The sequence below is a fragment of the Nocardioides sp. NBC_00368 genome (assembly GCF_036090055.1).
GTDB lineage: Bacteria > Actinomycetota > Actinomycetes > Propionibacteriales > Nocardioidaceae > Nocardioides.
The window spans coordinates 159,935-186,573 of record NZ_CP107970.1; the positions used below are offsets into that span (position 1 = coordinate 159,935).

General features: G+C 66.5%; 28 protein-coding genes. 10 read left to right on the forward strand and 18 right to left on the reverse strand.

Annotation, left to right across the window (positions count from 1 at the left end):
• Window positions 1-163: 163 nt before the first annotated feature.
• Window positions 164-649 carry an FBP domain-containing protein gene (locus tag OG984_RS00715; protein ID WP_328529763.1) on the reverse strand — a complete coding sequence of 162 codons (486 nt, stop codon included), beginning with the start codon at window positions 647-649 and terminating at the stop codon, window positions 164-166.
• A gap of 58 nt (window positions 650-707) precedes the next feature.
• Here OG984_RS00715 and OG984_RS00720 point away from each other — a divergent pair, with 58 nt between their 5' ends.
• Complete coding sequence (locus OG984_RS00720) at window positions 708-1,319, forward strand: TetR/AcrR family transcriptional regulator (RefSeq protein ID WP_328529764.1); 612 nt, start codon at window positions 708-710, stop codon at window positions 1,317-1,319.
• A gap of 12 nt (window positions 1,320-1,331) precedes the next feature.
• Here the strand turns inward: OG984_RS00720 and OG984_RS00725 are convergent, their stop codons facing one another.
• The gene (locus OG984_RS00725; RefSeq protein ID WP_328529765.1) at window positions 1,332-1,781 is read right to left on the reverse strand and encodes a MarR family winged helix-turn-helix transcriptional regulator; all 450 of its coding nucleotides are present in this window, start codon (window positions 1,779-1,781) and stop codon (window positions 1,332-1,334) included.
• A gap of 136 nt (window positions 1,782-1,917) precedes the next feature.
• On the opposite strand from OG984_RS00725, the gene OG984_RS00730 reads away from it, so the two are divergent.
• Both OG984_RS00730 and OG984_RS00735 read left to right on the forward strand, forming a co-directional pair.
• Complete coding sequence (locus tag OG984_RS00730) at window positions 1,918-2,796, forward strand: SDR family NAD(P)-dependent oxidoreductase (RefSeq protein ID WP_328529766.1); 879 nt, start codon at window positions 1,918-1,920, stop codon at window positions 2,794-2,796.
• Between the two features lie 159 nt (window positions 2,797-2,955).
• Window positions 2,956-3,570, forward strand: coding sequence for a hypothetical protein (locus OG984_RS00735; RefSeq protein WP_328529767.1), 615 nt, complete (start codon window positions 2,956-2,958; stop codon window positions 3,568-3,570).
• A 306-nt stretch (window positions 3,571-3,876) separates the two neighbouring features.
• Here OG984_RS00735 and OG984_RS00740 read toward each other — a convergent pair whose 3' ends face one another.
• Window positions 3,877-4,086, reverse strand: a complete 210-nt coding sequence (locus OG984_RS00740; protein ID WP_328529768.1) for a DUF397 domain-containing protein — start codon at window positions 4,084-4,086, stop codon at window positions 3,877-3,879.
• A gap of 458 nt (window positions 4,087-4,544) precedes the next feature.
• Between OG984_RS00740 and OG984_RS00745 the strand changes: the two genes are divergently transcribed.
• The gene (locus OG984_RS00745; RefSeq protein WP_328529769.1) at window positions 4,545-5,585 is read left to right on the forward strand and encodes a helix-turn-helix domain-containing protein; all 1,041 of its coding nucleotides are present in this window, start codon (window positions 4,545-4,547) and stop codon (window positions 5,583-5,585) included.
• Here the strand turns inward: OG984_RS00745 and OG984_RS00750 are convergent.
• The 8 genes from OG984_RS00750 to OG984_RS00785 form a co-directional block, all read right to left on the reverse strand.
• Window positions 5,536-7,197, reverse strand: coding sequence for an IS1634 family transposase (locus OG984_RS00750; protein WP_328527560.1), 1,662 nt, complete (start codon window positions 7,195-7,197; stop codon window positions 5,536-5,538). The genes OG984_RS00745 and OG984_RS00750 overlap by 50 nt on opposite strands.
• Window positions 7,198-7,593: 396 nt before the next feature.
• Entirely contained in the window at window positions 7,594-8,190 is a 597-nt protein-coding gene (locus tag OG984_RS00755; RefSeq protein WP_328529770.1) for an NUDIX hydrolase, read from the reverse strand.
• The gene (locus OG984_RS00760) at window positions 8,171-8,911 is read right to left on the reverse strand and encodes an HAD family hydrolase (protein WP_328529771.1); all 741 of its coding nucleotides are present in this window, start codon (window positions 8,909-8,911) and stop codon (window positions 8,171-8,173) included. Before OG984_RS00760 ends, OG984_RS00755 begins: the two co-directional genes overlap by 20 nt.
• The gene (locus OG984_RS00765) at window positions 8,908-9,264 is read right to left on the reverse strand and encodes a hypothetical protein (RefSeq protein ID WP_328529772.1); all 357 of its coding nucleotides are present in this window, start codon (window positions 9,262-9,264) and stop codon (window positions 8,908-8,910) included. Before OG984_RS00765 ends, OG984_RS00760 begins: the two co-directional genes overlap by 4 nt.
• A 163-nt stretch (window positions 9,265-9,427) precedes the next feature.
• Entirely contained in the window at window positions 9,428-11,671 is a 2,244-nt protein-coding gene (locus tag OG984_RS00770; protein WP_328529773.1) for a hypothetical protein, read from the reverse strand.
• Between the two features lie 176 nt (window positions 11,672-11,847).
• Window positions 11,848-12,429: a carboxymuconolactone decarboxylase family protein gene (locus tag OG984_RS00775; RefSeq protein ID WP_328529774.1), complete on the reverse strand. Its 582-nt coding sequence runs from the start codon at window positions 12,427-12,429 to the stop codon at window positions 11,848-11,850.
• A 140-nt stretch (window positions 12,430-12,569) separates the two neighbouring features.
• The gene (locus tag OG984_RS00780; protein WP_328529775.1) at window positions 12,570-12,950 is read right to left on the reverse strand and encodes a hypothetical protein; all 381 of its coding nucleotides are present in this window, start codon (window positions 12,948-12,950) and stop codon (window positions 12,570-12,572) included.
• Between the two features lie 135 nt (window positions 12,951-13,085).
• Entirely contained in the window at window positions 13,086-13,475 is a 390-nt protein-coding gene (locus tag OG984_RS00785; protein ID WP_328529776.1) for a DUF7660 family protein, read from the reverse strand.
• Window positions 13,476-13,576: 101 nt separating this feature from the next.
• On the opposite strand from OG984_RS00785, the gene OG984_RS00790 reads away from it, so the two are divergent.
• Complete coding sequence (locus OG984_RS00790) at window positions 13,577-13,987, forward strand: hypothetical protein (protein WP_328529777.1); 411 nt, start codon at window positions 13,577-13,579, stop codon at window positions 13,985-13,987.
• 355 nt (window positions 13,988-14,342) lie between these two features.
• Entirely contained in the window at window positions 14,343-15,203 is an 861-nt protein-coding gene (locus tag OG984_RS00795) for an alpha/beta hydrolase (protein WP_328529778.1), read from the forward strand.
• Between the two features lie 86 nt (window positions 15,204-15,289).
• Here OG984_RS00795 and OG984_RS00800 read toward each other — a convergent pair whose 3' ends face one another.
• From OG984_RS00800 to OG984_RS00810, 3 genes are all read right to left on the reverse strand, one after another.
• The gene (locus OG984_RS00800; RefSeq protein ID WP_328529779.1) at window positions 15,290-15,982 is read right to left on the reverse strand and encodes a DUF3885 domain-containing protein; all 693 of its coding nucleotides are present in this window, start codon (window positions 15,980-15,982) and stop codon (window positions 15,290-15,292) included.
• Window positions 15,979-16,569, reverse strand: a complete 591-nt coding sequence (locus OG984_RS00805) for a DUF6980 family protein (protein ID WP_328529780.1) — start codon at window positions 16,567-16,569, stop codon at window positions 15,979-15,981. Before OG984_RS00805 ends, OG984_RS00800 begins: the two co-directional genes overlap by 4 nt.
• A gap of 159 nt (window positions 16,570-16,728) precedes the next feature.
• Window positions 16,729-17,613 carry an NAD(P)-dependent oxidoreductase gene (locus OG984_RS00810; protein WP_328529781.1) on the reverse strand — a complete coding sequence of 295 codons (885 nt, stop codon included), beginning with the start codon at window positions 17,611-17,613 and terminating at the stop codon, window positions 16,729-16,731.
• Between the two features lie 85 nt (window positions 17,614-17,698).
• On the opposite strand from OG984_RS00810, the gene OG984_RS00815 reads away from it, so the two are divergent.
• Window positions 17,699-18,079: a winged helix-turn-helix transcriptional regulator gene (locus tag OG984_RS00815; RefSeq protein ID WP_328529782.1), complete on the forward strand. Its 381-nt coding sequence runs from the start codon at window positions 17,699-17,701 to the stop codon at window positions 18,077-18,079.
• A gap of 9 nt (window positions 18,080-18,088) precedes the next feature.
• On the opposite strand, the gene OG984_RS00820 is transcribed toward OG984_RS00815, so the two are convergent.
• On the reverse strand, window positions 18,089-18,943 hold the full coding sequence (locus OG984_RS00820; RefSeq protein WP_328529783.1) for a helix-turn-helix domain-containing protein: 855 nt from the start codon (window positions 18,941-18,943) through the stop codon (window positions 18,089-18,091).
• A 157-nt stretch (window positions 18,944-19,100) separates the two neighbouring features.
• Between OG984_RS00820 and OG984_RS00825 the strand changes: the two genes are divergently transcribed.
• Both OG984_RS00825 and OG984_RS00830 read left to right on the forward strand, forming a co-directional pair.
• Window positions 19,101-19,796, forward strand: coding sequence for an SDR family NAD(P)-dependent oxidoreductase (locus tag OG984_RS00825; protein ID WP_328529784.1), 696 nt, complete (start codon window positions 19,101-19,103; stop codon window positions 19,794-19,796).
• A gap of 70 nt (window positions 19,797-19,866) precedes the next feature.
• Window positions 19,867-21,336 (forward strand): peptide MFS transporter, encoded by a 1,470-nt coding sequence (locus tag OG984_RS00830; RefSeq protein WP_328529785.1) that lies wholly within the window; start codon window positions 19,867-19,869, stop codon window positions 21,334-21,336.
• Between the two features lie 78 nt (window positions 21,337-21,414).
• Here the strand turns inward: OG984_RS00830 and OG984_RS00835 are convergent, their stop codons facing one another.
• Window positions 21,415-22,737, reverse strand: coding sequence for an LPXTG cell wall anchor domain-containing protein (locus OG984_RS00835; RefSeq protein WP_328529786.1), 1,323 nt, complete (start codon window positions 22,735-22,737; stop codon window positions 21,415-21,417).
• Between the two features lie 462 nt (window positions 22,738-23,199).
• On the opposite strand from OG984_RS00835, the gene OG984_RS00840 reads away from it, so the two are divergent.
• On the forward strand, window positions 23,200-23,754 hold the full coding sequence (locus tag OG984_RS00840; RefSeq protein WP_328529787.1) for an LURP-one-related/scramblase family protein: 555 nt from the start codon (window positions 23,200-23,202) through the stop codon (window positions 23,752-23,754).
• A 42-nt stretch (window positions 23,755-23,796) separates the two neighbouring features.
• Here OG984_RS00840 and arcA read toward each other — a convergent pair whose 3' ends face one another.
• Window positions 23,797-25,047, reverse strand: a complete 1,251-nt coding sequence (gene arcA, locus OG984_RS00845) for an arginine deiminase (protein ID WP_328529788.1) — start codon at window positions 25,045-25,047, stop codon at window positions 23,797-23,799.
• Between the two features lie 33 nt (window positions 25,048-25,080).
• Window positions 25,081-26,535: a basic amino acid/polyamine antiporter gene (locus OG984_RS00850; RefSeq protein WP_328529789.1), complete on the reverse strand. Its 1,455-nt coding sequence runs from the start codon at window positions 26,533-26,535 to the stop codon at window positions 25,081-25,083.
• Window positions 26,536-26,639: the final 104 nt, after the last annotated feature.

The following is a 26,639-nucleotide window of genomic DNA, read 5'->3' on the forward strand; positions in this document are numbered from 1 at the left end:
ACAGACACTGGTGCAAGGCGGATCTGAACGCTGGCCCGAGTGGAATCGGGGAAGAGAGGCGGCTCGATCGGTGCTCGTGGGTTACGGCACGGAATCAGCGTCCCGACCCGCGAGCAGTGCGTCGGCGGGGGAGCCGCTGATCGAATCTGTGTACACGCGGTTGTCAAGCAGTCCGGAGCACCCTCGCGACAAACGAGTCGAGGTTTCGGAGCAGCCGGTCGACCTTCTGCTCGACGCTGAGGGTCTCGTGGATGACCGGAGAGTCGAGCCCGCGCTTGTTGCGCGCCTTGAGGGAGCAGTCGAGGTCGGCGCAGATGTAGGTGCCGACCGAGTTGCCGTCCTGCCCGGAGCGACCGGCGCGCGAGGCGACCAGCAGCGCGACGTCACCGACCGTCGTGCACAGCGCACACATCGTCTTCCGCGGCCCCCGCGTCTCGCGTGAAGCCCGGAGGGCCACGCCGCAGAGCCTGCCGTCGTGCTCGGTGACGAGATAGTGGTTCTGCGGCGCCTTCGGGTCCTGCCAGCCGAGGTAGTCGAGGTCGTCCCATGGCCGTTCGGCCAGGTCAGCGGGGAGATTGAGGCGCTTGGTCGCACCCTTGGTGAGGTTGACGAACGATGCACGTACGTCGGTCTCGGTCAGCGGCTTCATGCTCATCAGGCTAGGATTTCCTACAACTGTTAGGCAACTCGCTATTCGGAGGGTGTTGATGGGTCGTCCAGGCCTGAACCGGACCGCCGTGATCGCGGCCGCCGCCGACCTCGCCGACGAGCTCGGCTTCGACGCCGTCACGATCTCGGTCCTCGCCCGCCACCTCGGCGTCAGGTCGCCGACCCTCTACTCCCACATCACCGGAGCCACCGACCTCCGCACCGCCGTCGCCGCGTACGTCCTCGACGAGCTCGCCGACGCCACGAGCGCTGCCATGTCTGCGGGGGAGTCCCGCGACCTCCTCATCGCCTACGCCAATGCCATCCGCGACTTCGCCCGCCGCTCACCCGGCCGCTACGACGCCACCACCCGCCAACGCATCCCACCCGCCCCGGGCGCCGAGTCGGCCCCACCCTCCGTCGACGCCGCAATCGCCGCCGGCCGCCGCAACGCCGACCTCGCCCTCGCCGTGGTCCGCAGCTATGGCATCGCCGAGACCAACGAGACGTACGCCGTCCGCCTGATGTCCAGCCTCATCCACGGCTACATCACCCTCGAGCTCGCCGGCACCTTCGCCCACAGCGAGCCACCGAGCGAGACCACCTGGCCCGAAGCCCTCGACGACCTGGACCGCACCCTCACGCGGCTTGCTAGGTCGCCGCGCGACTAGTGACTCGGGGCATCAGCTGTTCGAGTCGTCCGACGGATGCTGTGGGTGGTTGAACCGGCCGAGGAGCGACACGAGCGCGTCCAGATCCGACGGGGACCAACCCTCGACGCGCTGCTCCAGTTCGCCCTGGCGCAGAGCAAGCGCGCGCTCGACCTGAGCGCGTCCGGTCGGCGTCAACGAGACGAGCATGGAGCGCCCGTCCTCCGGCGTGCGGCTGCTCTGCGTCAGGTCGAGGGACGCCATCCGTTTGAGAAGCGCGCTGGTGGAGCTGCGGTCCATCGCCACCGCCTCGGCCACGTCGCTCGGCTTGGCCGGCCCATAGGCATAGAGCCAACGGGCGATGTGGAAGGCCGCCGGTCGCAGGTCCTCGTGGAACGCGGCGGCGGAGCGCTCGGTGAGTGCCCGCGATGCACCGAGGAGCGCGTTGATCTCGAGGCCGAGCTGCTGGGTGGCGGGATTCACGCAGTCTCCTAAGTAGTGGGTATATGTCCACTAGTGCGTATAGTGATGGGTATATTCCCACTATATCGGTCGCGAGGCCGAGGAGGTGCGTCATGTTCGACAAGCGTTTCGAGTACGTCTCCGCCGGCGGTGCCGCATGACGGCGACAGCGTCGACGATCGTCGTCACCGGGGCCACGAGCGGCCTCGGAGCTCTGGCCGCGGCGTCGCTCGCTGCCGAGGGTGCTCGCTTGATCCTGGTGGCGCGGAGCGCGCAGAGGGCCGAGCAGACGATCTCGTCGTTGCGCGAGTCGGTGCCCGTCGAGGCCGAGGTAGTCCCGGCCGACCTCGCGCGACCCGGCGACGTGCGCAGGGCGGGGGAGGAGATCCGATCACGACACGACCGCATCGACGTACTGATCAACAACGCGGGCCTGCACGCCTTCGAGACACGGTTGACCGTCGACGGGCTCCCGGAGATGGTGGCCGTCAATTACCTCGCGCCGTTCGTACTGACTCGCGAGCTCCTGCCGTCACTCCTGCGGTCACCTGCCGGCCGCGTGGTGAACGTCGCCTCCGAAGCATCACGCAGGCACGGAGACTTTCGCATCCCGGAGGTCCTGACGGACACCAGCCCGTTCACGGCCCGAGGATCTTCGGAGCGCTACGGGCAGAGCAAGCTCCTCGACATCATGTTCACCTTGGCCCTCGCCCGTCGCCTCGCCGACACGACCGTGACCGCCAACTGCGTGGATCCGGGCTTCAACGTCACCGGTCTCGGCCGAGAGCTTCCGTTCGCCGCCGGCCTCGAGCGCGTGCTCCGAACCCTGCGCATCGGGGACCCCGCACGCGGCGCTGGCCTCATCGTCGACCTCGCCACCGCGGCGCGCTACGACGGTCGAACCGGGCTGTACGTGACGGAGAAGAGTCGGCGCGAGCTCACTCCCGCCGACCCGGCCACCGACACATCGACACAAGACGAGCTCTGGGAGTCGACTGAGCACCTGCTGGCAGGGCTTTCGGAGAGTCCAGCGTGACCAGCGGACTCAAGGACACAAGACGCCGCGGCGGATCCGGGCGAATCTTTCCCCCGGAACGATGATCCGCATCATGGGCAGCCAGGCGCATACTTCGAAGTAGCTGACCGGCCGATCTCGGCATCCAGAGTCTTCGGCAGCAGCTCGCCAGGAGGCGTCATGAAGATGTCGAAGGTAGGAGGAGGGACCGGCGCTGTGCGCCGGATTCTCGTAGCGCTGACTCTCTGCGTCGGCCTGCTGGTCGCCGGCAGTCCCCATGCCGCTGCGGTTCCCACCGACCTGGACTCGTGCCCGACGAACAGACCGACGCTGTACGACGTGACCATCGGCAACACGAACGTCGCGGACTTCGCCAGCGACGGCCATGTCTGGGCCCTCGACTCCTACCTCCAGCATGTCCAGGTGTGGAAGATCGGTCAGAAGCACTACTGCTTCCGCATCGAGTACAACGGCACCTGGACCAGCTTCGCGGGCGTCAGCCCCGGCGGCACCGGAACGATCAGCGAAGGCCTCACCGGCACCTTCTACGGCCTGCGGATCCTCCGGCTGACCGGCGAGTTCAACCCGCAGTATCCGCTCAGCGGCCACGTCGCCGACTTCGACTGGCAGTGCCAGTCCGACGGCACCTGCACCGGCCCGCGGCCATCGCCCGCCATGTACTTCTCGCCCATCACCAACGCCAACATCACGTGGTCCGAGTTCCACGCCACCAGTGCAGCCAACGGCACCTGGCACGACACGACGTACGGCTATTCCGGCGACATCACCGACTGAGTCTTTTCGCAAGCGGCGACGTCGGCACCTGTGGACTGCCTCCCGCAGTACGTCGCCCTGGCAACGCCATCGGACACCCCTGAGGGTGTCCGACGCGGCTGCAATTGAGTCAATTGCGGCGTAGGTCTCTGGCACCTGCCAGACTGCGCAGGCCCGCGTTCAGGATGGGTCGGTGACCAGGGCACGTACGCGCTTTAGGTGAGAACCAGGACCGCCAGCAGGACATACAACGCAGCACGCCAGGGTGCTCTGGGTCTACCTCAACGTTGCCGCTGCACTGCGGGCACTGGTCCATAGCGCAACTCCCTACGGCTCGACGTCGAATTCCCCCACCTTGGCACCGGTCAGGAAGTCTGTCCACTCGGCCGTCGTGAACTCGACAGTCTTGCCGGTGATGGAGCTGCGGACAGCCACCGTGCCCGGCCGGTTGGTCGCGACCTCCACGCACCGAGGGTCGCTGTTGTCATAGGAGCACGCGGTTGAAGTGCGGAACTCGAACTCGGGGAGTGCGGTCATGCGCGTACCTTTCGAAGGTTCTGCTCCGGGGAGACGGTCCCCGCACCGCTTGCGTGACTGTCTGCGGCCTCATTGACGGGTCTGTAGGAACCCAATGCCGCAAGCTTCCTGCGCTCCTCGGGAGGCAACCTCAGGCACGGCGGATGCTTCTCCTCTCTTGGCCAGCGCAATCCGCATGTGCCGCATGTAGTCGGGTCCTGGTCCATCCCGGTAGTCCTGTCTCGTAGACAAAGTGCTGGCACCCGGAACGCCGCAGGCCCACCAATGGTTTGAAGGAGGCAATCCCAACCGGCAGCGCCCCGGGGTGAAACAAGCCTGTTGGACGTGCGGGGCACGCGCAGGTGGGGGCAACCCACCGCCTCAGGTGGGGGGATTCCCCCTGGTCACATTGGTGGTGAGACGCCACCGCCGCGCCCTATCCTGGAAGCGGTCCCAATCTCGTGATGAAGGCAAGGCCCATGCCGAATCCGCAGAACCCCGACGAACTCGCCGCACGCGTCATTGGCGGGCGCATCCAGAACATCCGCACCCGCACCGGGCGCACCCGGGCGGTCATCGCTGGTCTCGTCGGTCGATCTGAGGACTGGCTCCGCGATGTTGAGAAGGGCCGGCTCCAGCATCCTCCTGGCCTTGAGATGCTGCTCAAGATCGGACAGGCCCTCGGCGTACGCGACTTGACTGAGATCACAGGCGAGCACCAGTTGCTGGTTGGCGTCTCCCGCCGTGCCGGACATCCCGTCGTGCCTGCCATTCGTGAGGCCATCGAAGGCGTGGATCTTCGTCCTCTCCCTTCACCCATCGACCCCGATGAACTTGTCGCGCGCGTCGAGCGCGCATGGAAGCTTTGGCACACCTCGAAGACTCCCCGCGCTGACGCGGGGGCAATGCTCCCCGAGCTGATCACTGATGGACGACGTGCGTTGCGGACCCTAGAGGGACAAGAGCGCCGAGACGCTGCCGCCGCACTCTCCGGTGCCTACGCATTGGCCGAGCAGGTTCTGGCATGGGTTGCTGATGCGCCATTGCTTTGGCTTGCCGCTGACCGTTGCATGGCTGCCGCCGAGATCGCTGATGACCCCGTAACGCTCGCGTCGGCGTCGTGGGTGCTCGGCAATGTCTGGCGCTCGACAGGCCGCGAGGAAGATGCCTACAGGCTCGCGTCGGATGCCGTGGCACTGCTTGAGCCACACCTGGACGACAACGAGGACGCCCAAGCAATGTGGGGTGCCTGCCAGTTGCACGGGGCGATCACAGCCGCCCGTATCGGTCGGGAGGGTGACGCGCTCCGCGGGATCGACCAGGCAATGACAATGGCGCGCGCGATGCCTGGGGGCTCCGCTCACCCGTGGACTCTGTTCGGTGTGGCAAACACCGACATCAGCGCCGTGTCAGTGCAGGTCGACCTACGCAAGTCTGGCCTGAGTTGGCTCAAGTGGTTAGTGCGTGAGGTTAGGCGTGCTCGAGCGCGTCGAGGATGGCTTGCTGTGGTTCGGGGATGATGGGGGCGAAGGTCTGCTGGGTGCCGTTGATCGCGATGGTCGCGGACCGCAGTGGCCGTAGTTGGCGAACGACGTTGCGGATGGCGAGCCCGGTCCGGGCTTGGACCTCGCGGCTGACCGCGAGCGCGGTGAACACGATGGTGAGGTGGGCCTCGATCGCGTCGCGGGTGTGGTGGAACATCGGCCGGGCGCGGAGGTCGGTCTTGGACATCCGGAAGGACTGCTCGACCTGCCATAGGGCGTGGTAGCTGGCGATGACCTCGCCGGCGGGCATCACCGTGGCGGGGATGTTGGTGACGTAGCCCTTCAGCCCGACCAGTCGCCGGGCTCGGGCCAGCGATGCCTCGTCAAGCTCGGCAGCGCCGTTGCGGGTCTTGACGAACCGGGGCGTGCGGGCGGCCTTCTCGCCCGCGACGACGGCTTTGGCCTTGTTCTCCTGCAGGGTCAGCGTCCGGTTGTCGCGCACTGCGCGCTTGGTCGAGTAGGCCCACACCGCTCGCCACGAGCCGGGATGGTGCTCGGGGTCCCAGACCGGTTCGGCCTTCTGCTTCGGGTCGTTCTCGATCTTGTGCCCGGTGCGTGGGGTGATGGTGTCGATGACTTGGGCGTCGGTGAAGGCGTCGCCGTGCCAGCGGAAGTGGGACTCCAGATCGTTGGGTGCCTTGGTCACTCGCGATCCCACGATGAACCGCAGGTCAGCCTCGTCCAGGTCGCGCAGATTCGTGGCTGCCAGCATCCCGGCGTCGGCGACGATCACGATGTCAGCCAGCCCGTGCCGGGTCTGGAACTGCTTCACGATCGGGATCAGCGTGAGCGTCTCGGCCTTGTTGCCCTCGAAGCAGCCGATCTCGAGCGGGAACCCGCGTCGGTCGACCAGCAGGCCCACGACGATCTGGGGGTCGACGCGGCGTTCCTTGGAGTAGCCGACCTTGCGCAGTTCGTCTTCCTTCTCTGCCTCGAAGTAAAGAGTGGTGACGTCGTAGAGGATCAGGCTGATGTCGCCGCGGGTGGCGGCGTGAGCGAAGCAGGCGGTCGCGATCTGGTCGCGGTAGCTGCTGCCCTTCTTCGCGCCGCCCGTCGTCGCGGGCTTGGTCTTGGCGTGTGCGCGGCTCAGGGTGCGCTTCATCGTCGCGTAGCTGGCTGGGGTTCGGCCCAGGTCCTTCAACACGCGCCCGGTGTCAAGCAGTGAGGTCGGCTCTACGATCCGGGCGATCACCAGGTCGCGGAAGACCGGATCGTCGAGGATGTTGAACCCCAAACTGTCGAAGACCGTCGCGAGGGTCTCGTGCAGGAGTCGGGAGTCAGTGCTCACGACCCGACCGGGTTCATCACGCCGCGCCCTCACCGGCCGTGGAACCGGGTCGAGGACGCCCTGTGCAACCGGTTCGGACACGAGTTCCGCGACCCGCGGCGTGGGCGCGACATCCAGGTCGAGAGCGTCCTGTCCGGGATCGGCCAGCAGGCTGCGTGCCTGTTCAAGCAGGAGCCCGAGCTCGGCATCAGTGTGCGCCGAACCAAGGTGCTTCACGATCCGCTGACGCCCGCCGGCGTATTCAGCGATCTGGACCGCGGTGGCACCCGACCCGGTCCTCACCCGCCGAATGAACGCCACCCCGCGACCCTAGACCGCGCCCGCTTAGTGCGTGAAAACGTACTAAGCGTCATCCATACCCGCAGGTCAGCGACATCTCGTCCCGCCCATCCCCGACCGGTGAGCCAAGTCAGGTCTGGGGGAGCGCTCGACGTAGCGAACGCTATCGACCCTGACGCGGTGCCTTCGATGGATAGGCGGGCCCGGCTATGGCTCGAACTGTCCCGGGCCTACGCCCAACAGCGAGACTGGATCGGCAGTCTCGGTGCGCTCCGCACCGGCACCGGCATCAGCGAGGAGTCAATGCGTAGCCACCCATTGGCGCGGTCGCTGGCGTCCGAGCTAGTGACGCATGGCGGTCGGCTCAATGAGCGTGAGTCACGCGCGCTCGCATCCAGGCTCGGAGTCACTGCCTAGTCAGGGCAGCTGAAGCTTGCCTTCAGTGCGAGCCAGGAGCAGCTTGTACAGCGGCGCGACCGAGCCAGCCCCGATGATCTTGCCGCCGGCGATCAATCCCTCGATCTCGTCCAGCGGGATCCAGCGGACCGTGTCGGTCTCGTTGAGGTCAGGAGCCGCGCCGGTGTCTGTGGCTCCTCGCGCGAGGTAGATGATGTTCGGCTGGTCCACGGTCCCGACCAACGGCTGGAACTCGAGGAACTTCTCGATGGTGCGTGGTCTCCATCCGGTCTCCTCCTCTGCCTCACGCAGAGCGGCGACGTGCAATTCTTCGCCGTCATCGAGATATCCGCCCGGCAGTTCCCACACCCATCGGTCATGGATGAACCGATGCCGCCACATCATCAGCACGCGCTCGGAGTCATCGACCATGAGCACCAGCACGGCTGCGGGAATCCGCATCACCCACTGATCAAAGTGCGTCCCGTCAGGAAGCTCCACGCTCGCCCGACTGAGCACCATCCTCAGCTTGTCGTCGACGATCTTCTCGTCATGGATGATCCACTGGGTCGCGCTGCGCTCGGCCATGGTGATCAACTTAGCGGCCGTGCGGTCCACTCTCGTTGATGGCCGCGATCCACTTGGGAAGCTCGGTGAGTGAGGAGATCCGGAGCGTCGCGATCTCGTCTGCCGCCGGGTCGTGCTCCTGGATCACGCCCCACGGACCCCGGCGGATCAGCGCCGTCGCCATCCCGGACTTAGCGGCCGGCCGGATGTCGTTGTCGAGCCGGTCCCCGACGTAAAGGATCTCCTCCGCCGCGTACGGAGCCGCCTCGATGACATGTTCGAAGAACCCCAGATCCGGCTTGCTCACACCCCAGTCATCGGAGGTCGCGACCATGTCCACCGGAAAGTCCAGCTCCCGCAGGATCCGCCCCGCGCTCACCGTCTGGTTCCCCGCCAACCCCAACCACAGTCCGTCCTCGCGCAGCGCTTTCAAAGCAGGACGTACGTCGGGATAGACATCATCCTCCCCAAACCGCTCCGCCTGCCCGGCCGCTTCCCGCTTCCTCCGCTCCTCGGTCAGATCGAACCCCGGCTGGAACACCTGGAACGCCTCGCGATAGTCCATCCCGCGGGCGATCACCGCTCCAAACACCGCCGAGAACGTATGCCGTGGCACCCCCAGCCAGTCCGCCCAGGTCCCGTACTCGCGGGTCTCGTCAACCAGGCACTCGCCGACATCGAACACCACCGCCCGAATCATGGACCGGGATCCTTCCACATCACCTGTGTCATAGGCGGCGGAGTGACGCGCCGGAGGGCCGCCGGGGTTCATTGGCCGTACGAGTAGCGCAGATCGGCGAACAGCAGCTGGCTCATTCTCTTGCGGATGTGCCCGGTCTTGCTGTCATCGGGCGGGTCGCCGGCACTGAGAAGGATGAATGTCAGCGCCGACTCGCCGTGATGATCTGCGAGCTCGAACACGACGTGGTCGTCGGGTCGACTCGGCCAGAGTGAGGACCAGATGAGGTGCTTCGGTGGATCCGTGTCGAAGACTTCGGGCTCGACCTCATCGGGCAGGAGCGCGAGCCAGGAGCGGGTGCCTTCGCGCTTGGGGTGGGCCAAGTCGGCCCAGACGACCCGCGGTGGAGCGGGGAGTCGTCGTGTTCTTCTGCCGTACTCGATCACCCTGCAAAGGTAGGAGATCGCGACCGTTTGGCCCACGTGTTTCTCTCGCCCAGAGCGGCCTGACCCGTTCGCGGCGAAGGGACGCACCGCGGTCAGTGGCGTGGATAGCCTAGATCTGGCCCAACAAGCAGCAGGCTGAGGCACCACGCGTTGAGTTGGTCGCTCAGCGATTGCGCGCTTCTGCAATGAGGCGCCGCTTAACATCTTCCGTGAGACCCTCCTCGCCCGCTTGGGCGCGCTCGCCCATGAGGAGACGCGCCTCATCGAGAGTGTCGCGGATCTTCCTCCGGATGACCCGGGGCGGAAGGTCGACAAGTTCCTTGCGCAGCGCATCTGACAGATCCAGCAAGTCTTTCGGCACCACATCGAGAATCCGCATGTTCAGCATCAGAGGCAGCGTCTCCTCGGTCTTCCGCGAGAGCCGAGCACGCGCTGGGCCCACACCCAGGTAGTGCAGCATGAAGTCAGGGCTGATAGCCGGGCTCGGCGGCGGCCGTCGTTCAAGCCGGTCTGCAAGCTCAGCGGCGACCCTGAACGCCGTGCCGTCGAGCGTTAGCCACCAAGACTTGAACCCAAACGCTGACCGCCTCTCGCCGCGTGCTTCCCGTCGCATCTGCACGCCCACGTAATTTTCGACGTCATGCCCGACCAGCAGGGCACGGGTGCCGGCGTCCATGCGAGGAAGACCTGCCTTCTCACGTCGATCGTCTTTGCGGTCGCGCGCCTCGTGCCAGATCTCGCCCACCTGCGCGACGAGGTCCTCGGCTGCACGATCGACGAACTCCTGAAGTGACTGAACGTGGATGTTGAACTCTTCTTCGAGGTAGTCGGCGATGTCGTCGAACTGGCGCGCGCGACCGCAAAACGTCTCCAACCAGCTTTCGAAGTCCTGCGTGCTCCTGCCGCTCAATTTGAAGACCGAAAGCAGGAACGGCTCTGGGCCGTATGCATCACCCCGGGACAGGGCGGCGTAGTAGCCGCGCGACCTAGCGATGTGAGTCGCGACCTCTTCGACGACGCCAGGCGTGACATAGAGACGGAGGCCAGCCTCCCAAACGGCGCGCAGCATCAGTCCGTGTGTGCGTGACGCAGAGTCGAGCAGATCCTCCGCGAACAACGGAAGGACCACCGATGCGTCCAGCCAAATGTCACCTTCCGAGAAGATTTTGACGATGGCGGACTGCACATCGGGCGTCTCGCGCATGAAGGCGAAGAGCGTGTAAGTGTCCGCCAGGCTGCGAAGGTAGCCCCTGACGTCTTCTGGGGGATCAATCATGAGCGAGATGACAACCGCAGCGACGACTCGCGGCTCGACGAGTGTCTTGCTGGGGTTCACAGCGAAGTCGGTGTAGACAACCGCCTCCACGTCCTCGAACCGAGCAATAACGTCCTGACGCTCCTTGATGACGGCCTCGGCGAAGAGCTCTCCCCTGTCTAGGAGCACCCGTTCCAGTACCGAACGTGAGCGCGCGACTGCCTCTTGAATTCCTTCATCGGTGAGCTCTGCCCCATCCTCTTCGGCGAAGCGGACGACCATTGCTCGGACTTCGCGATCCAATGTGCCGTCGAGTGTCTCAACATCGGCAAGGCGCTCAGCCAGTCGCTTGCGCTCCTCCCAGGTCAAGCAGAATTCGTCAATCTTTTGGTGATGACGTATGTAAACCTTCGACAGACGCCTAAGTGCTGCGTCGACGGCTTGGTCGCGCGTCGCCGTGTGCTGGCCTGGAAGCAGTTTCGCGACGTGGCTCTTGACGTCGTGCCTCGTCATCCGGTGTTCGGGGTCCGTTTCTCGCAGCACCGCTCGGACCACTGCCTCGAAGCAGACCTTCGTTAGACCCTTGTCTCGGGTATCGTCCTGCCATTGCAGTCCGAGGTACACGAATGCGGCTTTGGCCTCCAAATCATCCAGTGCTTGCGCTTGACGCTCGAGGGCGGTCCGTGTTCCGCTCCCACCCACATCGAAGGGCTGCATGAACTGTTCCGCCTCTGCCTGCACAGCGGCGCTCCGGTTGCGTGATGTGAGGAACCACTCCTGGTCCCTGATGTCCAAGAAAATGCGGTAGTCCCTGCGGATGACCTTCTTCAACTCGTTGGCTGCTGCGCCAATGGCTTGGTTGGTCGCGTAAATGAGCACGGAGACGTCCGGCGCCGTGCCCTTCAGCCGCCGGCAGGTCTCCTTAACCTTCCGGTCCCAGTCCTTGCGGAGCGAAAATTGCAGAACCACGTCGTCGTCATCCACCGGGCGAAAGAGGCACGCGTCCATCCCTTCGTCGCCGCCTGGCGCTGCCATGGGCCGGAGGCTGGGGAACTCGTCCGCAAGGAATACGTTTGCCAGCCGCTCGAACAGGCGCCATTGGGTTCCCTCAATCGACGTCAGCGCGTGCCGAAAGCCCTCGTAACTCGTCAACTTGCCCTCCTAGGTCGGGACTGGCCCCAGTCTGGCATCAAACGCCGACAAGGTGACCTAGTTGCGATGGGTGTAGGAGGTGACCGTTCACAGCTCCGACGACACTCCCTCTGCCCGGCTATCGAAACAACTGAGTCTTGCGTCCCTTCTGGGCGGTGTGGGGCGGGTGATCATGGTCATTGTCCGGGCGCTCGTCCCCAGGTGATGGCGGTGCGTACGTCCGGATCGAGGGCGTCCGCGAGGGCGGCGTCCGGGCGGGCGCCGAGAGCGCTGTTGATGCTCGAGAAGGCGGTGCGCAACCCCGCGTAGATGGTCAGGGCCACTATCTGGGGTTCCTTGAACCCAGAGTCGCGCAGACGCTGGATGTCTTGCGGTGCGCTGGTGCCGGGGGAGCGGGCCACGGTGCGTGCCCAGGAGGACAGCGCTTGTTCGCGTTCGCTGAACGGTTCGTCGTCGGCGGTGAGTGCGGCGATCGCGATCTTTGGGTCGGCCCAGTCGGTCAGCCGTTTGCCCCATGCGACGGCACAGTAGGAATCACCGACAGCCGCCGCCTGGGCGAGCACGATCACAGCCTTGTCGCGCGGTGTCAGTCCTGCAGCATCGGCCGCGGCGTCGAACAGTCGCTGGAGCTGCTCCTTCATCTCCGGCTGATGTGCCCACACCCGAGTGAGGTCCCAGACATAGCCGTCGTCGGCGAGGTCCTCGGCGTACAGCCTCTCCTGGCCGGCGCTCGGCGCAGGTTCCTCCAAGAAAGTCACGCACCCAGAACATCGGCGGCTTGTTTGCTTGTGTCGATCTCGTGCTTCACGTCCCCGGTGTTGGGGATAGGCCCCCTCGCCAGTGAGCAAGGGTCAGCCGAGGTGGCACCGGAAGCGCACGTCGGCGGTCAGCGGCCGTGTCAGTCTTCGTCAGCGACCCAAAAGATCCCGGAGCCGATCTCGCTCATGACGACCAGCCCGCGGTCCATGATGTAGTCGGTGGCCGGCGTCCATCTATGGTCGGCGCCGTTCGTGGCGAAGCGTCCGCCGTACAGACCAAAGGCATCGATGAAGTCGCCCGCGAGCCAGTTGGCGCGGTGAAGGGGCATGAGTTCCGCCTGATAGACGAGACTCCGATGGAGGAGTCTGGTGAGGAGTGTTCGCGCCTCTGCCCGGCTGATCTCGGTCCACGCTTTTCCGAGCGGCTCGATGCCGACGATGCGGGCGACGTCGTCGTACGTCGCGGCTTCGCTGGGCTGGAGGACCGTCAGCCATACCTGTTCGACCGCGAGATCCTGCATGAAGCGAGCGACGTCTGCGGGCAATCTCAGAGCGGTCACAGGTGCTCCGCGGTGACCTTGATGAGCACGACGGTGGTCATGGCGGGAACCCTTGCTGGCGGCTGGGCCGGAGTCAACGGAGTTATTGGGCCGCGGTCATTCGTACCGCGTGGCGGCGCGGAGACCGCGTCGCACAACCTCCCAGCCATTGCCGACAACGCGCATGTTGCCGTTCTCTGCGTAGATGCCGCCAGAATCGTCCAGCCACGCGGCGAAGGCTTCGAGGTACTCGTGCAGCTCAGCGTTACGCCAGGGGGTGCCGGACGCTGATTCCATCGCGAGTTCGCGCGCGGTCCCGACGACGGCTTCCCGTCCGCCGCCGATCGAGGCTGACGGACAGCCGCCCGCACTGCACTCTTCGTCAACGTCAACGTCGCCGTGTTCGAACTCGTAGTGAAAGCAGACGTAGTGCATCTGCTCGAAGATTTCAAAGTTCGTCGCGCTCGACTTCGCCGCTCTACCGCAGCGTCGGCAGATCTGGGCCATGGACGAAGGATGTCATCTGATCCGACAAATCGAGTAGCACCTCCCGGAAGACGTACGTGACGATGACTGTCCCGAGTCCATCCGTCCGAAGGAGGCATGCCATGAGCCGGACCTCATTCGTGAGCAAGCTTCGTGACCAGGTCGTTCGGCCGCTCATTCACAGCGCGCTTGTCGAGCACGAGATCCCCGACGTCATGGTGCACGTCGTGATCGGTACGGAGTTCGAGAGCTCGTTAAGGGACCCAACGGAACCGCATTGGACCTATCCCGACGATGGACACGAGTACGTGTGGGCGCACGCCGAATACCGGCTCACGAACGAGAGTGCAGCGTGGCGGTTGGGGCGTTCGGAGGATCTTCATGATCCGTCCGTGCTTGTCCAAGCCCTCTGGGAACTGGGTTCGCGCGTCGAGGATTGGGTGTGTGAGACGTCGTTCGCGTGGGGCGAGCAACGCCATGCCCGGGTTCCGGAGCTTGGAGATCTGCCTGAATGGCTGACTACCCGACCGTGACGGTGTCACTGCAGATCGAGTAGTTCGCGGACAAGTGGGTCTCGCCGCCAGTCTGTGGGACCTGGCAGCCGATCCATGAGCTCCGCTGTTGTGATCGAGACACCCATGTGATCTCAGCTCGGTCGTCGACGTGGAGAGGTCATGATGCGTCGCCAGATCTCCTTGCGTATGGCGATGCCCAGAACTCCCAGAAACTCAGCAACCCGAGCAGTCGGCTAGGCCGATCAGGTCGCACCTCAGACGTACGGCCGGATGGCGTCGGTGGTCCGAAGCGGCAGCGTCGCAGCTGGGCTGGATGACCTGCCGGGACCGCCGCAGGAGTGGCAGCATGGACACCCCGTCACCAGGAGGACCCATGCCCACCACAGCCACATTCGTCTCGCCGACCGACGACACAGTGCTCGCAACCCGGACATGGGGAGCGGAGCTGTCCGCTCCTCGGGGCGTGGTCCAGATCGCCCACGGCATTGCCGAGCATGGCCAGCGTTACGACCGGCTCGCTCGGGCTCTCGTCGGGGCTGGGTACGTCGTGCGGGCGGTCGACCACCGCGGTCACGGCGGGTCCGTCGCGTCGGCTGACCAGCTCGGTCACTTCGAGTTTGAGGCGCTCGTGGCCGACGTGGCGGCCATGGGTGCTTCACTGCGCGAGGAGTTCCCCGGGATCCCGGTGTTCCTGGTCGCGCACTCGATGGGGTCCTTCGCGGCGCAGACGGTGATCTTGGACCGGTCCGATCTGTACGACGGTGTGGTGCTGTCGGGCTCGACCACCCTCGACGTACTCGCTGGGGCACTCTCGAGCGCCGAGGGCCCGGTCGGGCTGGAGGCGTTCAACGCCGGGTTCGAGCATCGGACCGGGTACGAGTGGCTCTCGCGCGACGAGGCCGAGGTCGATGCGTACGTCGCAGACCCGTTGTCCGGGTTCGATCTGCCCGACACCGCCGTGCCTCAGCTGTTCGCCGGTGCCGAGCGTCTGGCGGACCCGGCAGCCATCAGTCGGATCCGCCCCGATCTGCCGATTCTCGTCGTCTCCGGCGACGCCGACCCGCTTGCCGGAGGTGGCGCCCTGGTCGAGCTGCTGGGGCAGCGCTATCGCGAGACCGGACTGAAGGATGTGACGGTGACGCTCTACCCCGGGGCGCGCCACGAGATCTTCAACGAGACCAACCGCGATGCGATCACCGCCGACGTGATCGACTGGCTCACGGCTCATTCCTGACTGCCGCACGGTCGGGGACAGATGGTTCGCATCGGCGAAACATCTGTCGTGAGGGGTGGCCTCCTCGAGACCGCCTCGGCGGCAGTTCAGCACGCAGTTGGTAGCCAGTGGGGAAACTGATCCCGAAGGGCGTCGCGGGCAAGAGCCGATGGGAGGACGACATCAGCTCCACCGTCGTACGGACAATAGAGCCAGGAGGCCCGGGTGTCGGTCACGATCGCGCTGCCCTTGTCGTCGGCGACCGCGGTGAGGACGGCATCGAGGTCTGAGTTGCTGAGGCGTGATGCGACCCAGAAGTAGGTGACAATCCCGTCGTTGTCGGCGTCGCGGAACTGTCTCCACGGCCACGCTGCGGGAAGGTGCCGCCTTGACCATCCGGATACGAGATCACGTGGTCCCCAATCAGCGGCGATCACGACCAGATCTTCGACCGGAGCGTCATCTGAGATCCAGGTGATGACTGCGTGATGCCGACGGAGTATCTCGGCGCACTCCTCGGCGTTGTCTGCATAGCGTTTGGAGCCCGGGAGACTGTGGAAGCGCACGAACCGGTCGCGGTGCTCTCTGATCAGGAAGCCGCGCGGCTCAGATCCGGGCCACGTGCTTTCCCATGCGGCCGTAAGCTCACGTGCCTCCGCTGTGTGGGCTGGGTGCCGGAACGCGCCATGGCTGCCAGTTGCCCATCGACCGAAGGCCCGCAAGTACCAGAGGGTCGACGTCCAGCGGATGGATGCTTCGGTCCAGATCGTGCACAGGAGGCGGACGAGTGGGCGACTCACGCCAGGACCTCGATCAATGTGTCGATCCGAGTGGCGAGGATGTCATCGATCTCGCCGACGAACTGAAGTCGGATGTGCTCGGTGCCCGGTGCTTCAGCGACGTACGCCGTGATCGTGGTCCATCCGTCCATTCGGTAGCCGATCTGCTTGTCGGACTCGCTGCCGAGTCCTTCCATGCCCGCCCGGACCGTGTGCCAGGCACTGTCGGTGAGGACGCCGCCGGTCCAGTCTGAGACTCGCTCTAGAAATTGGCGCACGTGCTCGGGATCGCGAACCAGGCACGAGATCTCTCGGACGTGCGGTCGCTCCGAGACGGGTGCCGGCGCGCTGGGTTGTCTCCTGAGTCGACTTCCACACCAGGGACAGTGTCGAATTGCGATGTAGCTCGAGCCGCCATCGTGGATGGGAAGGCCTATCCGGCCGCAGCTGTCGCGAAAGATGACCGCGTCGGCGCAGTCGAGTGGATCTCGGTGAAGGTGGCACTCGAAGTCGAGATGCTCGGCGAGTTCAGTGCAGCACAGGTCCCGCGGCCGCAGCCGAAGAACGACGGGGGTGATCCTCGGCAGGAGGCTGGCGATGGTGGGCACCGGGAGATCTTGACGCATGGTGCTGTCGCTCCGCGCCCCGGTTTCGCCCGGAGACGTCTCGGCTTCTGCGAGTGACGTCTCGGCCGACGTACGTGACCTCTCGGCGGTTGTCGCCGGGGCGGCCTCCTCGCGGAAGGCCGTCCCCGCAACAGATGAACCTCAGACGTACGGCCGGATGGCGTCGATGATCCGCGACCAGTTCTCGGCGCCGTACCCGCGCGAGCGGGCCCAGGAGTAGTGGGCCTGGACGGCGCGGGGGAGGTCGACATCGATGCCGGCGGCCTCGCTGGCCTCGACGAGGTGGTCGGCGGTGGCGCCCATCATCGTGACGGTGCTCAGGTGGCCGGGGTGCTTGCCGGCGTCGAGCTGGGCGCCGAGGTCCTCGCCGGCGGCGAGCATCGGCGGGATGCCGGCGAGGGTCTGCATCAGCTCCGGGATGGCCGCGGACGGCTTGATGCCGCCCGTCTCCAGCAGCGCCACGGCGTGGAGCAGCGAGGAGAGGGAGGTGAGGAAGATGTCCAGGTTGGCCTGGTACATCAGCTGCGCGAGCCCTGGGTCCTCACCCAGGTAGCGGACGGACCCGATCCGACCCAGCGCGTCCTCGTTCGGCGACAGCACGTCGGCAGGGCCACTGATGTAGACGTACGCATCGGGTGTCCCGACCATCGGGGCCGGGACCATCACGCCGCCGGTGAGAAAGTGGGCGCCGTGCGAGGCGGCCCACTCCGCTCCCCGACGCGTCCCGTCCGGGGACTCCGAGCTGAGGTTGACGATCGTGCGTCCCTTCAGCTCGGACGTGGCGGAGTCGAGCACGTCGTACATCGCCTGGTAGTCGGTCAGACTGAGGATGACCAGGTCGCTGGCCGCGACGGCCTTCGCCGGCGAGTCCGCCAGCTGGGCGCCGGCGGCGACGACCTCGTCGGCTCGCGAAGCGGTGCGGTTCCATACGGTCACCGGATGCCCGGTGGCGAGCAGGCTGTGGACCATCGCCTGACCCATGGGGCCCAGGCCGATGACGGTGACGGGGGTGAGAGATTGATTCATGACGACAATCCTGGGGCTTTGCGTACGATGGCGGGAGTACCCACTATTTACTGGGGTACTTACCAAAAGGTGAGTGAGGAGTCCCGTGACGAGATCGACCCGGATCGGTCCCTACATCTGCGGCATCGACGCCGCGCTCGACGTGGTCAGCGGCAAGTGGAAGGGGCTGATCCTGTGGGAGCTCGACAACTATGGCGTACGCCGCTTCGCGGAGCTCCGCAGAGGCCTGCCCGGTGTCAGCGAGAAGATGCTGACCCAGCACCTGCGGGAGATGGAGCAGGACGGGCTGGTGCACCGTGAGGTGTTCGCCGAGGTGCCGCCGCGGGTGGAGTACTCGCTGACCGAGCACGGCCGCAGCCTCAACGCCGCGCTCGGGCCGCTCGGCCGCTGGGGCATGGACCGCATCGCCCGCGAGCGCACCGAGCTGGTCGAGCACCGCGATGCGGGCCTGCTGCCGCGGCCGTAACGGCCGGCGTCAGGACGACCGGGCCTCCGACTCGACGGACCGCGTGGGCAGTCCCGCGGAGGCCAGCAGCGCCAGCTTGTCCGCGTCGGGGGAGCCGGCGTCGGGGTGGTAGACGACGAGCACCAGGTCGTCGGTGCCGTTGATGGCCAGTCGCTCCCGGTTGAGGGTGATCTCGCCGACCTGAGGATGGTTCATCCGGACCGGGGTGCCGATCTGGCCGCGTACGTCGTGGCGTGCCCACAGCTGTCGGAAACGTGCGCTGCCCAGGGAGAGCTCGCCGATGAGCTCGATGAACCGCGGGTCGTCGATGTCGGTGCCCACCGCCTGGCGCAGGTTGCCGACGAAGCACTCCGTCATCGGCTCCCAGTCCGGGTGGAACGACTGCTGGCCCGGGTCGAGGAACTGATCCTTCAGCTGGTTGCCACCAGGCGCGAGCCGCGGCGAGAGCGCTCGAGCAAGAGCGTTGGAGGCCAGGATGTCGAAGTAGCGCCCCTCGATGAACGCGGGCTGCACCAGCGACTCGAGCAGCTTGAGCGCCCCGGGCGGGACGGTCTCCTTACGCCGCCGCGGCCGCCGCCGGCGGGGGCCCTCCGCGACCAGCGACATCATGTGGGCGGTGTGGTCGTCGTCGAGCTGGAGCACGCGGGCGATCGAGTCGAGCACCTGCGCCGACGGGTTGCGGTCGCGGCCGCGCTCCAGGCGCAGGTAGTAGTCCGCGCTGATCCCGGCCAGCATGGCGACCTCTTCGCGGCGGAGCCCTGGGACGCGACGTACGCCCACGGCGGGGATGCCCGCCGCCTCCGGCGTCACCAGCGCCCGCCTGGCCTGGAGGAACGCGCCCAGCGGGTTCGTCGCCTCGCTCATCCGTGAAACCTCATGCCTCCAGCCTAGGTCGGCCCCGAGCGGACAGAGGGGGTCCTGTCAGGCCCCGGTCTGACCAGGACTCTGGGCGGTCGGTGCGGGCCCACCTAGCGTCGAAGACGGCCCGATCGGGCCGCCTTCAGAAAGGGAAGAGACGCACATGACCGTCGCACTCATCACCGGCGCCAACAAGGGCATCGGCTTCGAGACCGCCCGCCAGCTCACCGAGGCCGGCTACGACGTCTACCTCGGCGCACGAGACGTCGAGCGGGGAGAGAAGGCGGCCGCCGAGATCGGCGCCCACTTCGTACAACTCGATGTCACCGACGACGTCTCCGTCATCGCCGCGCTGGCGACCATCGAGGAGGCCGAGGGGCACCTCGACGTACTCGTGAACAACGCCGGCCTCCTCGTCGCCGACCCGCTCGACGGCCCGACCGCGCTGCGGGTCTTCGACGTCAACGCCGTCGGGATCGTCCGCGTCACCGAGGCCGCCCTGCCGCTGCTGCGCCGCTCGGAGAACCCGCGCGTGGTCAACGTGTCCAGCAGCATGGGCTCGTTCTGGGCCAACACCACCCCCGGCCGGGTCGAGCAGGGGCTGATCCTGCCGCTGTACGCCGCGTCCAAGGCCGCCGCCAGCATGCTGACGGTCCAGTACGCCAAGGCGTACGCCGACATCAGGTTCAACGCCGTCGAGCCCGGTCCCACGGCCACCGAAATGACCGCTGGCTTCGGCATCGACGACATCGCCGGACCGCCCGCGGAGAGCGCGAAGATCGTCGTACGCCTCGCCACCCTGGACCTCGACGTCCCCACCGGGACGCTCCAGGACAAGGACGGCGAGCTCGCGTGGTAGTGGTCACATCCGGCCGTTATCGGCCGTTCGCGATTTGGGCGGGGGAGCGGAGCCTTGTGAACCTGAGGTAATGAGCCAACTAAAAAGTGAGACCACCGCCGGCGATCCCGGCGAGCGGTCTTTCCTCGGCCAGCCACGCGTCCTCGCCAACCTGTTCGGTGTCGAGCTGTGGGAGCGGTTCAGCTTCTACGGCATGCAGGGCATCCTGGCGATCTACCTCTACTACTCCGCGGCTCAGGGCGGCCTCGGGATCAGCGAGACGGTCGCGCTCGGGATCGTCGGTGCGTACGGCGGCGCGGTCTACCTCTCGACCATCATCGCGGCCTGGATCGCCGACCGCCTGCTCGGCGCGGAGCGTACGCTCTTCTACTCCGCCTGCCTCGTCGTCCTCGGCCACCTCGGCCTCGCGCTGATCCCGGGCATCGCCGGTGTCGGCGTCGGGCTGGTCCTGATCGCGCTCGGCTCGGGCGGCGTGAAGGCCAACGCGTCCTCCCTGGTCGGCACCCTGTACGCCGCCGATGACGAGCGCCGCGACGCCGGCTTCTCCCTCTTCTACCTGGGCATCAACCTCGGCGCCCTGGTCGGCCCGCTGCTGACCGGTCTGCTGCAGAAGCAGTGGGGCTTCCACTTCGGCTTCGGTCTCGCCGCGGTCGGGATGATCCTCGGTCTGATCCAGTACACGCTGGGCAGGGGCCGGCTTCCCGCGGCCAGCCGCGTCGTACCCAACCCGCTTCCCGCCGCCGAGCGCGGCCGCTGGATCGGGATCGCCGTCGCCGCGGTGGCGGTCATCGTGGTGCTCTGCCCGACCGGCGTGATCACCGCTCCGCGCCTGGCCAACATCGTGATCGGCATCAGCGCGGTCGCTGCGGTCGCGCTCTTCGCCGTCATCCTGCTGAGCAACCACGTCACCGCCATCGAGCGGAGCCGAGTGTGGGCGATGGTCCCGCTCTTCATCGCCAGCGCCGTCTTCTGGTCGCTCTACCAGCAGCAGTTCACCGTCATGGTGGTCTACTCCGACCAGCGCCTGGACCGCGACATCTTCGGCTGGGAGATGCCGGTCTCGTGGGTCAACTCGATCAACCCGGTCTTCATCATCCTGCTCGCCGGCGTCTTCGCCGCCCTGTGGACCAAGCTCGGCTCCCGTCAGCCGTCGACGCCCGTGAAGTTCGGTCTCGGCACGATCCTGATGGGACTGGCGTTCTGGGCGTTCCTGCTGATGCCGAGCGGTGCTCACTCGGTGCCGCTGATCGGCCTCGCGTTCATCCTGCTGCTCTTCACCCTCGCCGAGCTGCTGCTCTCCCCGGTCGGTCTCTCGCTGGCCACCAAGCTCGCCCCGGCTCGGTTCCAGACCCAGATGATGGCGCTCTTCTTCCTCTCCATCGCCCTCGGCACCGCGATGTCCGGCCGCCTGGCCGAGTTCTACGACGTCTCGAACGACAGCGGGTTCTTCTGGTGGGTCGGCCTCGCCTCGGTCGTCGTCGGTGTCCTGCTGCTCATCGGCAACCGGCCCATCCGCAAGCTGATGGCCGGCGTGCACTGACCTCTGCGGCGTACGCGTCCGAAGGGTGTCCCGGGCGAACGAAAATTCGTTCGCCCGGGACAGCGGCCACCTCGCCGGTCAGGCGTCCTTCCGGCGACGGGTGAGGAAGGTCCCGACGCCCCCGATGCCGGCGAGCAGCCCGCCGACGGCGAGAAGCGCTCCGTTCGGACCGCCCGTGTTCGGCAGGTTCCCGGCCAGGCCGGCATCGATCCGCGTCGGGACCTCAGAGTCGGCCTTGGTGCTAACGGCCTTGGTGCCGGCGTCCTTGACGACCGCCGCGCATTTCTCCGAAGTGTTGGTCTGGGTCTCGTAGACAGCCGGGACGACGACCGTGACCGACGAGGCAGGCGAGTCCACCACGGTGACGTCCGATGCCGGGCTGTCCTCCACCGTGCGGGTGTCGACCAGATCCCAGCCCTCAGGCTCGTCGGCGGTCCAGGATGCGTCGGCCAGGTTCGTGGTCGGCTCACCGTCCTCGACGAAGTAGAGGGTGACGTCGGGGTCGGTGTAGGCCTCCTTCGTGATCACGGTCTGCTCGTACTGCTCGCCGATCTGGGACAGGTTCAGCGGGTTGTCCACGCCGTCCTGGCCGTCCTCATCGGCCGGGGTGCCCGAGGTGGTGGTCCAGGTGGTGAAGTGGTCCCACTGCCACGGGCCGAAGACGGCAGGAGTGGCCTCTTCGACCACGATGGTCTCGGTCCAGGCCTCTTTGTCGACGATGGTCTCGGTCCAGGCCTCCTTGTCGACGATGGTCTCGGTCCAGGCCTCCTTGTCCACGACCGTCTCGTCCCAAGCCTCCTCGTCCACGACGGTGACGGTCTCGGTCAGGTCGCCCTCGGCGAAGCGGACCCAGCCCTTGTCGCCGTGTTCGTCCTCGCCGTTCCAGTCCGGTGTGTTCAGGTAGCGGACCTTGCCGGTCTCCTTCTGCCTGTAGGCGTAGCCACGGTCCCTGACGCGAGTCTCCTCGTGGGTGACGGCCTCGTGGTGGACGACGTGCGTCTCGGCCGGGTGCTCGACCGTGTGGGTCTCGGCCGGATGCTCGACCGTGTGGGTCTCAGCCGGGTGCCCGATGGTGTCGGTCACCGCGTCGGTGCCGGGCGTGTAGGTCCGGGTGTAGACCGAGTTGCGGAACCGGTCCTCGGTGACGGCCTCGTGACTCTCACCCTTGACCACCGTCGAGAAACGGGACTCCTCGTGGGTCACCGCGTCGGTGTGCTCCACGTGCGTGACCGCAGGCGTGACCGTGGTCGTCTTCTTCTCGTCGGCGACCTTGACCTGGGAGGTCACGGTGGTCGTCTTGCAGTCCTGCGCGGCCTGAGCTCCAGGGGCTGCCACGACCGTGGCGACGCCGGCAACGGCGACAGCCGCGAGGCCGATCTTGGTGGAGCTGTGCATGTTCATCGGTTGGTTCTTTCATGGGTTCGTGCCTGTGGTGAGCAGGCAGGGCTGAGGCACCCGGGACCGGGCGGACAGGGGTGCCTGTCGCGCTCGGCCTGGGCCGATCTCGGGTGGATCGTGGGGACCCCTTGAAACCGAGGAGCAAGTGCGGCGCGGGGGCCGCCTCGGCGAGGCCTGTGAGAAGAGGGTCTCCCGGCGTCTCAGCGGGTTGTGGGATTTTTCTTTGCTTACCCAATATTGGGCTGGACGGGACTTTCGACCCTCTTGCGCCTGACTCGGCGTGAGACCAGATCGGGCGGTATTCGCGGCGACTGCTCTCAGGGCCCCGACCGGTAGGAGTAGATGTTCGTGCGCTCGCAGATGTGGCAGTTGCCGGCCGTCACGCCGCAGTGCTCACCCGGAACGTGTGATCCGCGCCCCGTCGCCCTGGCCGACCCTGGGACGGTCCTGCGAAGGGAGACAACGATGGGTTGGCGAGACCGACGTGAGAGGCGCGAAGCGGAACGTGAGGCGTTCGGGCGCGGCGGAAGCGCCAACCGCTTCCAGATGCGCCAGAAGCTGGTGTCCATCGGCGACGACTACTGGATCGAGAACGAGGACGGCGACCGGGTCTTCCGCGTCGACGGCAAGGCCCTGCGGTTGCGGGACACCTTCGATCTCGAGGACGCCCACGGCACCAAGCTCTGCCGCATCCAGACCCGGGTCCTGCACATCCGGGACTCGATGGCGATCGAGGACGCCGACGGCGAGAAGCTCGCGCTCGTGCACAAGACGCTCATCTCGCCGCTGCGGGATCGCTGGAAGGTCGATCGCACGCACGGGGACGACTGGACCGTCCAGGGCAGCATCGCCGACCACGAGTACGACATCGAGGACGACGGACGCAAGATCGCCGAGGTCTCCAAGAAGTGGTTCCGGGTCCGGGACACCTACGGTGTCGAGGTCGCGCCGGGCGAGGACACAGCGCTCATCCTGGCCGTGACCGTCGCGGTCGATGCGATGGTCCACCCCGCGAAGTGAACGTGGCCCGTCGCGCGCCACGCGGGGCATCCGGAGCGGGGCTCAGAAGTCCACAGGATCGCGGATGATGGGGCAGGTCATGCAGTGCCCGCCGCCGCGGCCCCGGCCGAGCTCGGCGCCCACGATGGTGATGACCTCGATCCCTGCCTTGCGCAGCAGCGTGTTGGTGAGAGTGTTGCGGTCGTAGGTGAACACCACGCCGGGCTCGAGCGCGACCGCGTTGTTGCCGCTGTCCCACTGCTGCCGCTCGGACTGGTAGACGTCCCCGCCGGTGTCGATCACGCGGATCTCGGAAAGCCCGAGCGCCTTGGCGACGACATCGACGAAGGCCGCGTCGTCGTGGTCGATCACCTCGACCCCGGGCGCGGTCTCGGAGGGCACCAGGGTGAAGGTGTGCACCGCATCCATGATCGTCGGGTAGAGGGTGACGATGTCGCGGTCGACGAAGGTGAAGACGGTGTCGAGATGCATGGCGGCCCGCAGCTTCGGCATCCCGGCGACGATCACCTTCTCCGCGGCGCCCTGCTCGAAGAGGGCCTTGGCAACCTGGGTGATCGCCTGCCGAGAGGTGCGCTCGCTCATGCCGACGAGCACGACGCCGTTGCCGACCGGCATCACGTCGCCGCCCTCGAAGCTGGCCTGACCCCACTCCTGCTCGGGGTCGCCCCACCACACGGGGGAGCCGACGTACTCGGGGTGGTGCTGGTAGATCGCCTTGTAGAGGAGCGTCTCGTCCTTGCGGGCCGGCCAGTAGAGCGGGTTCATGGTGAGCCCGCCGTACAGCCAGCAGGTCGTGTCGCGGGTGTAGAGCGTGTTCGGCAGCGGCGGCATCAGATACTCCCGGGCACCGGTCGACTCCCGCGCAAGAGCGACGTACGCCGAGCGGAAGTCGTCGGGCAGATCGCTGGTCGCGAGGCCGCCGATGAGGAACTCGGCCAGCTGCCGGTCCGAGACCGACTCGAGGTAGGTGCGGGTGTCGTCGACCAGCCCGAGGCCGACCTGGTTCGGCACGATCTTGCGGTCGAGGATCCAGTCCTTGGCCCCGGTGACCGCGAGCGTCTGTGCCAGCAGGTCATGCAGCTCCACGACCTCGACACCACGCTGGGTCAGCTTGTTCACGAAGTCGGCATGGTCGCGCTGGGCGTTCTCGACCCACATCACGTCGTCGAAGAGCAGCTCGTCGTTGTTACTGGGGGTGAGCCGGCGATGGGCGAGGCCGGGTGCGCAGACGAGCACCTTCCTGAGCCTGCCGACCTCGGAGTGGACGCCGTACGCGGGCTCCTGCTCGGACATGGGATGCCTTTCTGTTGAAGAGGGATGCCGGGATCAGAGGGATACCCGGCCGGACCACAGGCCGACGACGCCGATCGCCGCGCCGACGAGGATCGCGGCGAACAGGGCGATCTCGGTGGGGCTGAAGATCCTTCGGCCACGTTCGCTCCGGGCCTTGATGTAGAGCAGCGACGCGGGCGCGAGGATCAGAGTCATCAGCAGGACGAACTTCAGCCCGGCCGCGTCGAAGAGGAAGATCGTGTAGGCCGTCGCGATGCCGGCCACGATCGTCTCCCGGCGGCGCACGCCCGCCGGCACCTCCTCGTACGCCTCGCCAGTCAGCCCGAGCTTGAGCGCGTACGCCGCCGCCAGCAGGTAGGGCAGGATCGCCAGGCTCGTCGCCAGGTCGAGCATGAAGTTGAGCGCGTCGCTGACGAACAGGGTGAGCGCGAGGAGTCCCTGGACACCCAGCGACGTCACCACGAGCGCGGTGATCGGGGTGCCGTTCCGGTTCTCCTGGCCGAGGAAGGCCGGCATGTCGTCCGCGCGCGCCGGGACGTACATCACCTCAGCGGCCATCAGCGTCCAGGCGAGGTAGGCGCCCAGCACCGACACGATCACCGCGACGCTGATGAACACCTCGCCCCAGTCGCCGACCACCGACTCGAAGACGCCGACCATCGACGGCTGCCTGGTCTCGGCGAGCTCGGGCTGGGGGACGACGGAGTAGCTGGAGAGGGTGACGAGCGCGAAGATCGACAGCACGCTGAGGAAGCCCAGCACGGTGGCCTTCCCGACGTCCTCGCGCCTCTTGGCGTAACGGGAGTAGACGCTGGCGCCCTCGATGCCGATGAAGACGAAGGTCGTGATCAGCATGGTGTTGCGGATCTGCTCGTCGAGGTTGCCGAGATCGCCGTAGCCGGTGGCGATCCAGTTGTCGGCGAAGACGCCGGCGTCGAAGGAGATGAAGAGCACCACGATGAACACCAGGATCGGCAGGATCTTGAAGACCGTGACGATCCGGTTGATCACCGCCGCGTCTCGTACGCCGCGTGCGATCAGGTAGTGGAAGAGCCACACGCCCACGGTCGAGAGCGCGACGGCGAGCACGGTGTCACCGTCGCCGAACCCCTCGAAGAAGGCGCCGATCGTGGCACCGATGAAGACCCAGTAGAAGGTGTTGCCTGCCACCGAGCTGGCCCAGAATCCGATCGCGGAGTTGAAGCCCGCGTAGTCGCCGAAACCGGCCTTGGCGTAGATGAAGACCCCGGAGTCGAGCTCGGGCTTGCGGATCGCGAGAGTCTGGAAGACGAACGCCAGCATGAGCATGCCGGCGCCCGCGATCGCCCAGGCGATCAGCGAGCCGAGAATGCCGGTGGCCACCCCGAACCGGGCCGGCAGGGAGAAGACGCCGGCGCCGACCATCCCACCCACGACCATCGCGGTGAGGGTGGGGAGACTCATCTTCGCGGCGGCGGTCGCCTCGGTGGCGGCAGCGTCAGAACCCATGCTGGCTCCTGGTTTCCTCGGCAGTTGAGGCCAGTTGTTGTCGACAGCAACAGTTCGCATCTTTACAGTTCTCGAAGCGCCCGTGACAGGGCCATTCATCCGGG

Bases quoted from the DNA above. Each gene is read 5' to 3' on its own strand.
- OG984_RS00715 (WP_328529763.1), bottom strand. From the start codon at position 649: ATGAAGCCGCTGACCGAGACCGACGTACGTGCATCGTTCGTCAACCTC.
- OG984_RS00720 (WP_328529764.1), top strand. From the start codon at position 708: ATGGGTCGTCCAGGCCTGAACCGGACCGCCGTGATCGCGGCCGCCGCC.
- OG984_RS00730 (WP_328529766.1), top strand. From the start codon at position 1,918: ATGACGGCGACAGCGTCGACGATCGTCGTCACCGGGGCCACGAGCGGC.
- OG984_RS00735 (WP_328529767.1), top strand. From the start codon at position 2,956: ATGAAGATGTCGAAGGTAGGAGGAGGGACCGGCGCTGTGCGCCGGATT.
- OG984_RS00740 (WP_328529768.1), bottom strand. From the start codon at position 4,086: ATGACCGCACTCCCCGAGTTCGAGTTCCGCACTTCAACCGCGTGCTCC.
- OG984_RS00745 (WP_328529769.1), top strand. From the start codon at position 4,545: ATGCCGAATCCGCAGAACCCCGACGAACTCGCCGCACGCGTCATTGGC.
- OG984_RS00760 (WP_328529771.1), bottom strand. From the start codon at position 8,911: ATGAACCCCGGCGGCCCTCCGGCGCGTCACTCCGCCGCCTATGACACA.
- OG984_RS00780 (WP_328529775.1), bottom strand. From the start codon at position 12,950: ATGCAGGATCTCGCGGTCGAACAGGTATGGCTGACGGTCCTCCAGCCC.
- OG984_RS00785 (WP_328529776.1), bottom strand. From the start codon at position 13,475: ATGGCCCAGATCTGCCGACGCTGCGGTAGAGCGGCGAAGTCGAGCGCG.
- OG984_RS00790 (WP_328529777.1), top strand. From the start codon at position 13,577: ATGAGCCGGACCTCATTCGTGAGCAAGCTTCGTGACCAGGTCGTTCGG.
- OG984_RS00795 (WP_328529778.1), top strand. From the start codon at position 14,343: ATGCCCACCACAGCCACATTCGTCTCGCCGACCGACGACACAGTGCTC.
- OG984_RS00810 (WP_328529781.1), bottom strand. From the start codon at position 17,613: ATGAATCAATCTCTCACCCCCGTCACCGTCATCGGCCTGGGCCCCATG.
- OG984_RS00820 (WP_328529783.1), bottom strand. From the start codon at position 18,943: ATGAGCGAGGCGACGAACCCGCTGGGCGCGTTCCTCCAGGCCAGGCGG.
- OG984_RS00825 (WP_328529784.1), top strand. From the start codon at position 19,101: ATGACCGTCGCACTCATCACCGGCGCCAACAAGGGCATCGGCTTCGAG.
- OG984_RS00830 (WP_328529785.1), top strand. From the start codon at position 19,867: ATGAGCCAACTAAAAAGTGAGACCACCGCCGGCGATCCCGGCGAGCGG.
- OG984_RS00835 (WP_328529786.1), bottom strand. From the start codon at position 22,737: ATGAACATGCACAGCTCCACCAAGATCGGCCTCGCGGCTGTCGCCGTT.
- OG984_RS00840 (WP_328529787.1), top strand. From the start codon at position 23,200: ATGGGTTGGCGAGACCGACGTGAGAGGCGCGAAGCGGAACGTGAGGCG.
- arcA (WP_328529788.1), bottom strand. From the start codon at position 25,047: ATGTCCGAGCAGGAGCCCGCGTACGGCGTCCACTCCGAGGTCGGCAGG.
- OG984_RS00850 (WP_328529789.1), bottom strand. From the start codon at position 26,535: ATGGGTTCTGACGCTGCCGCCACCGAGGCGACCGCCGCCGCGAAGATG.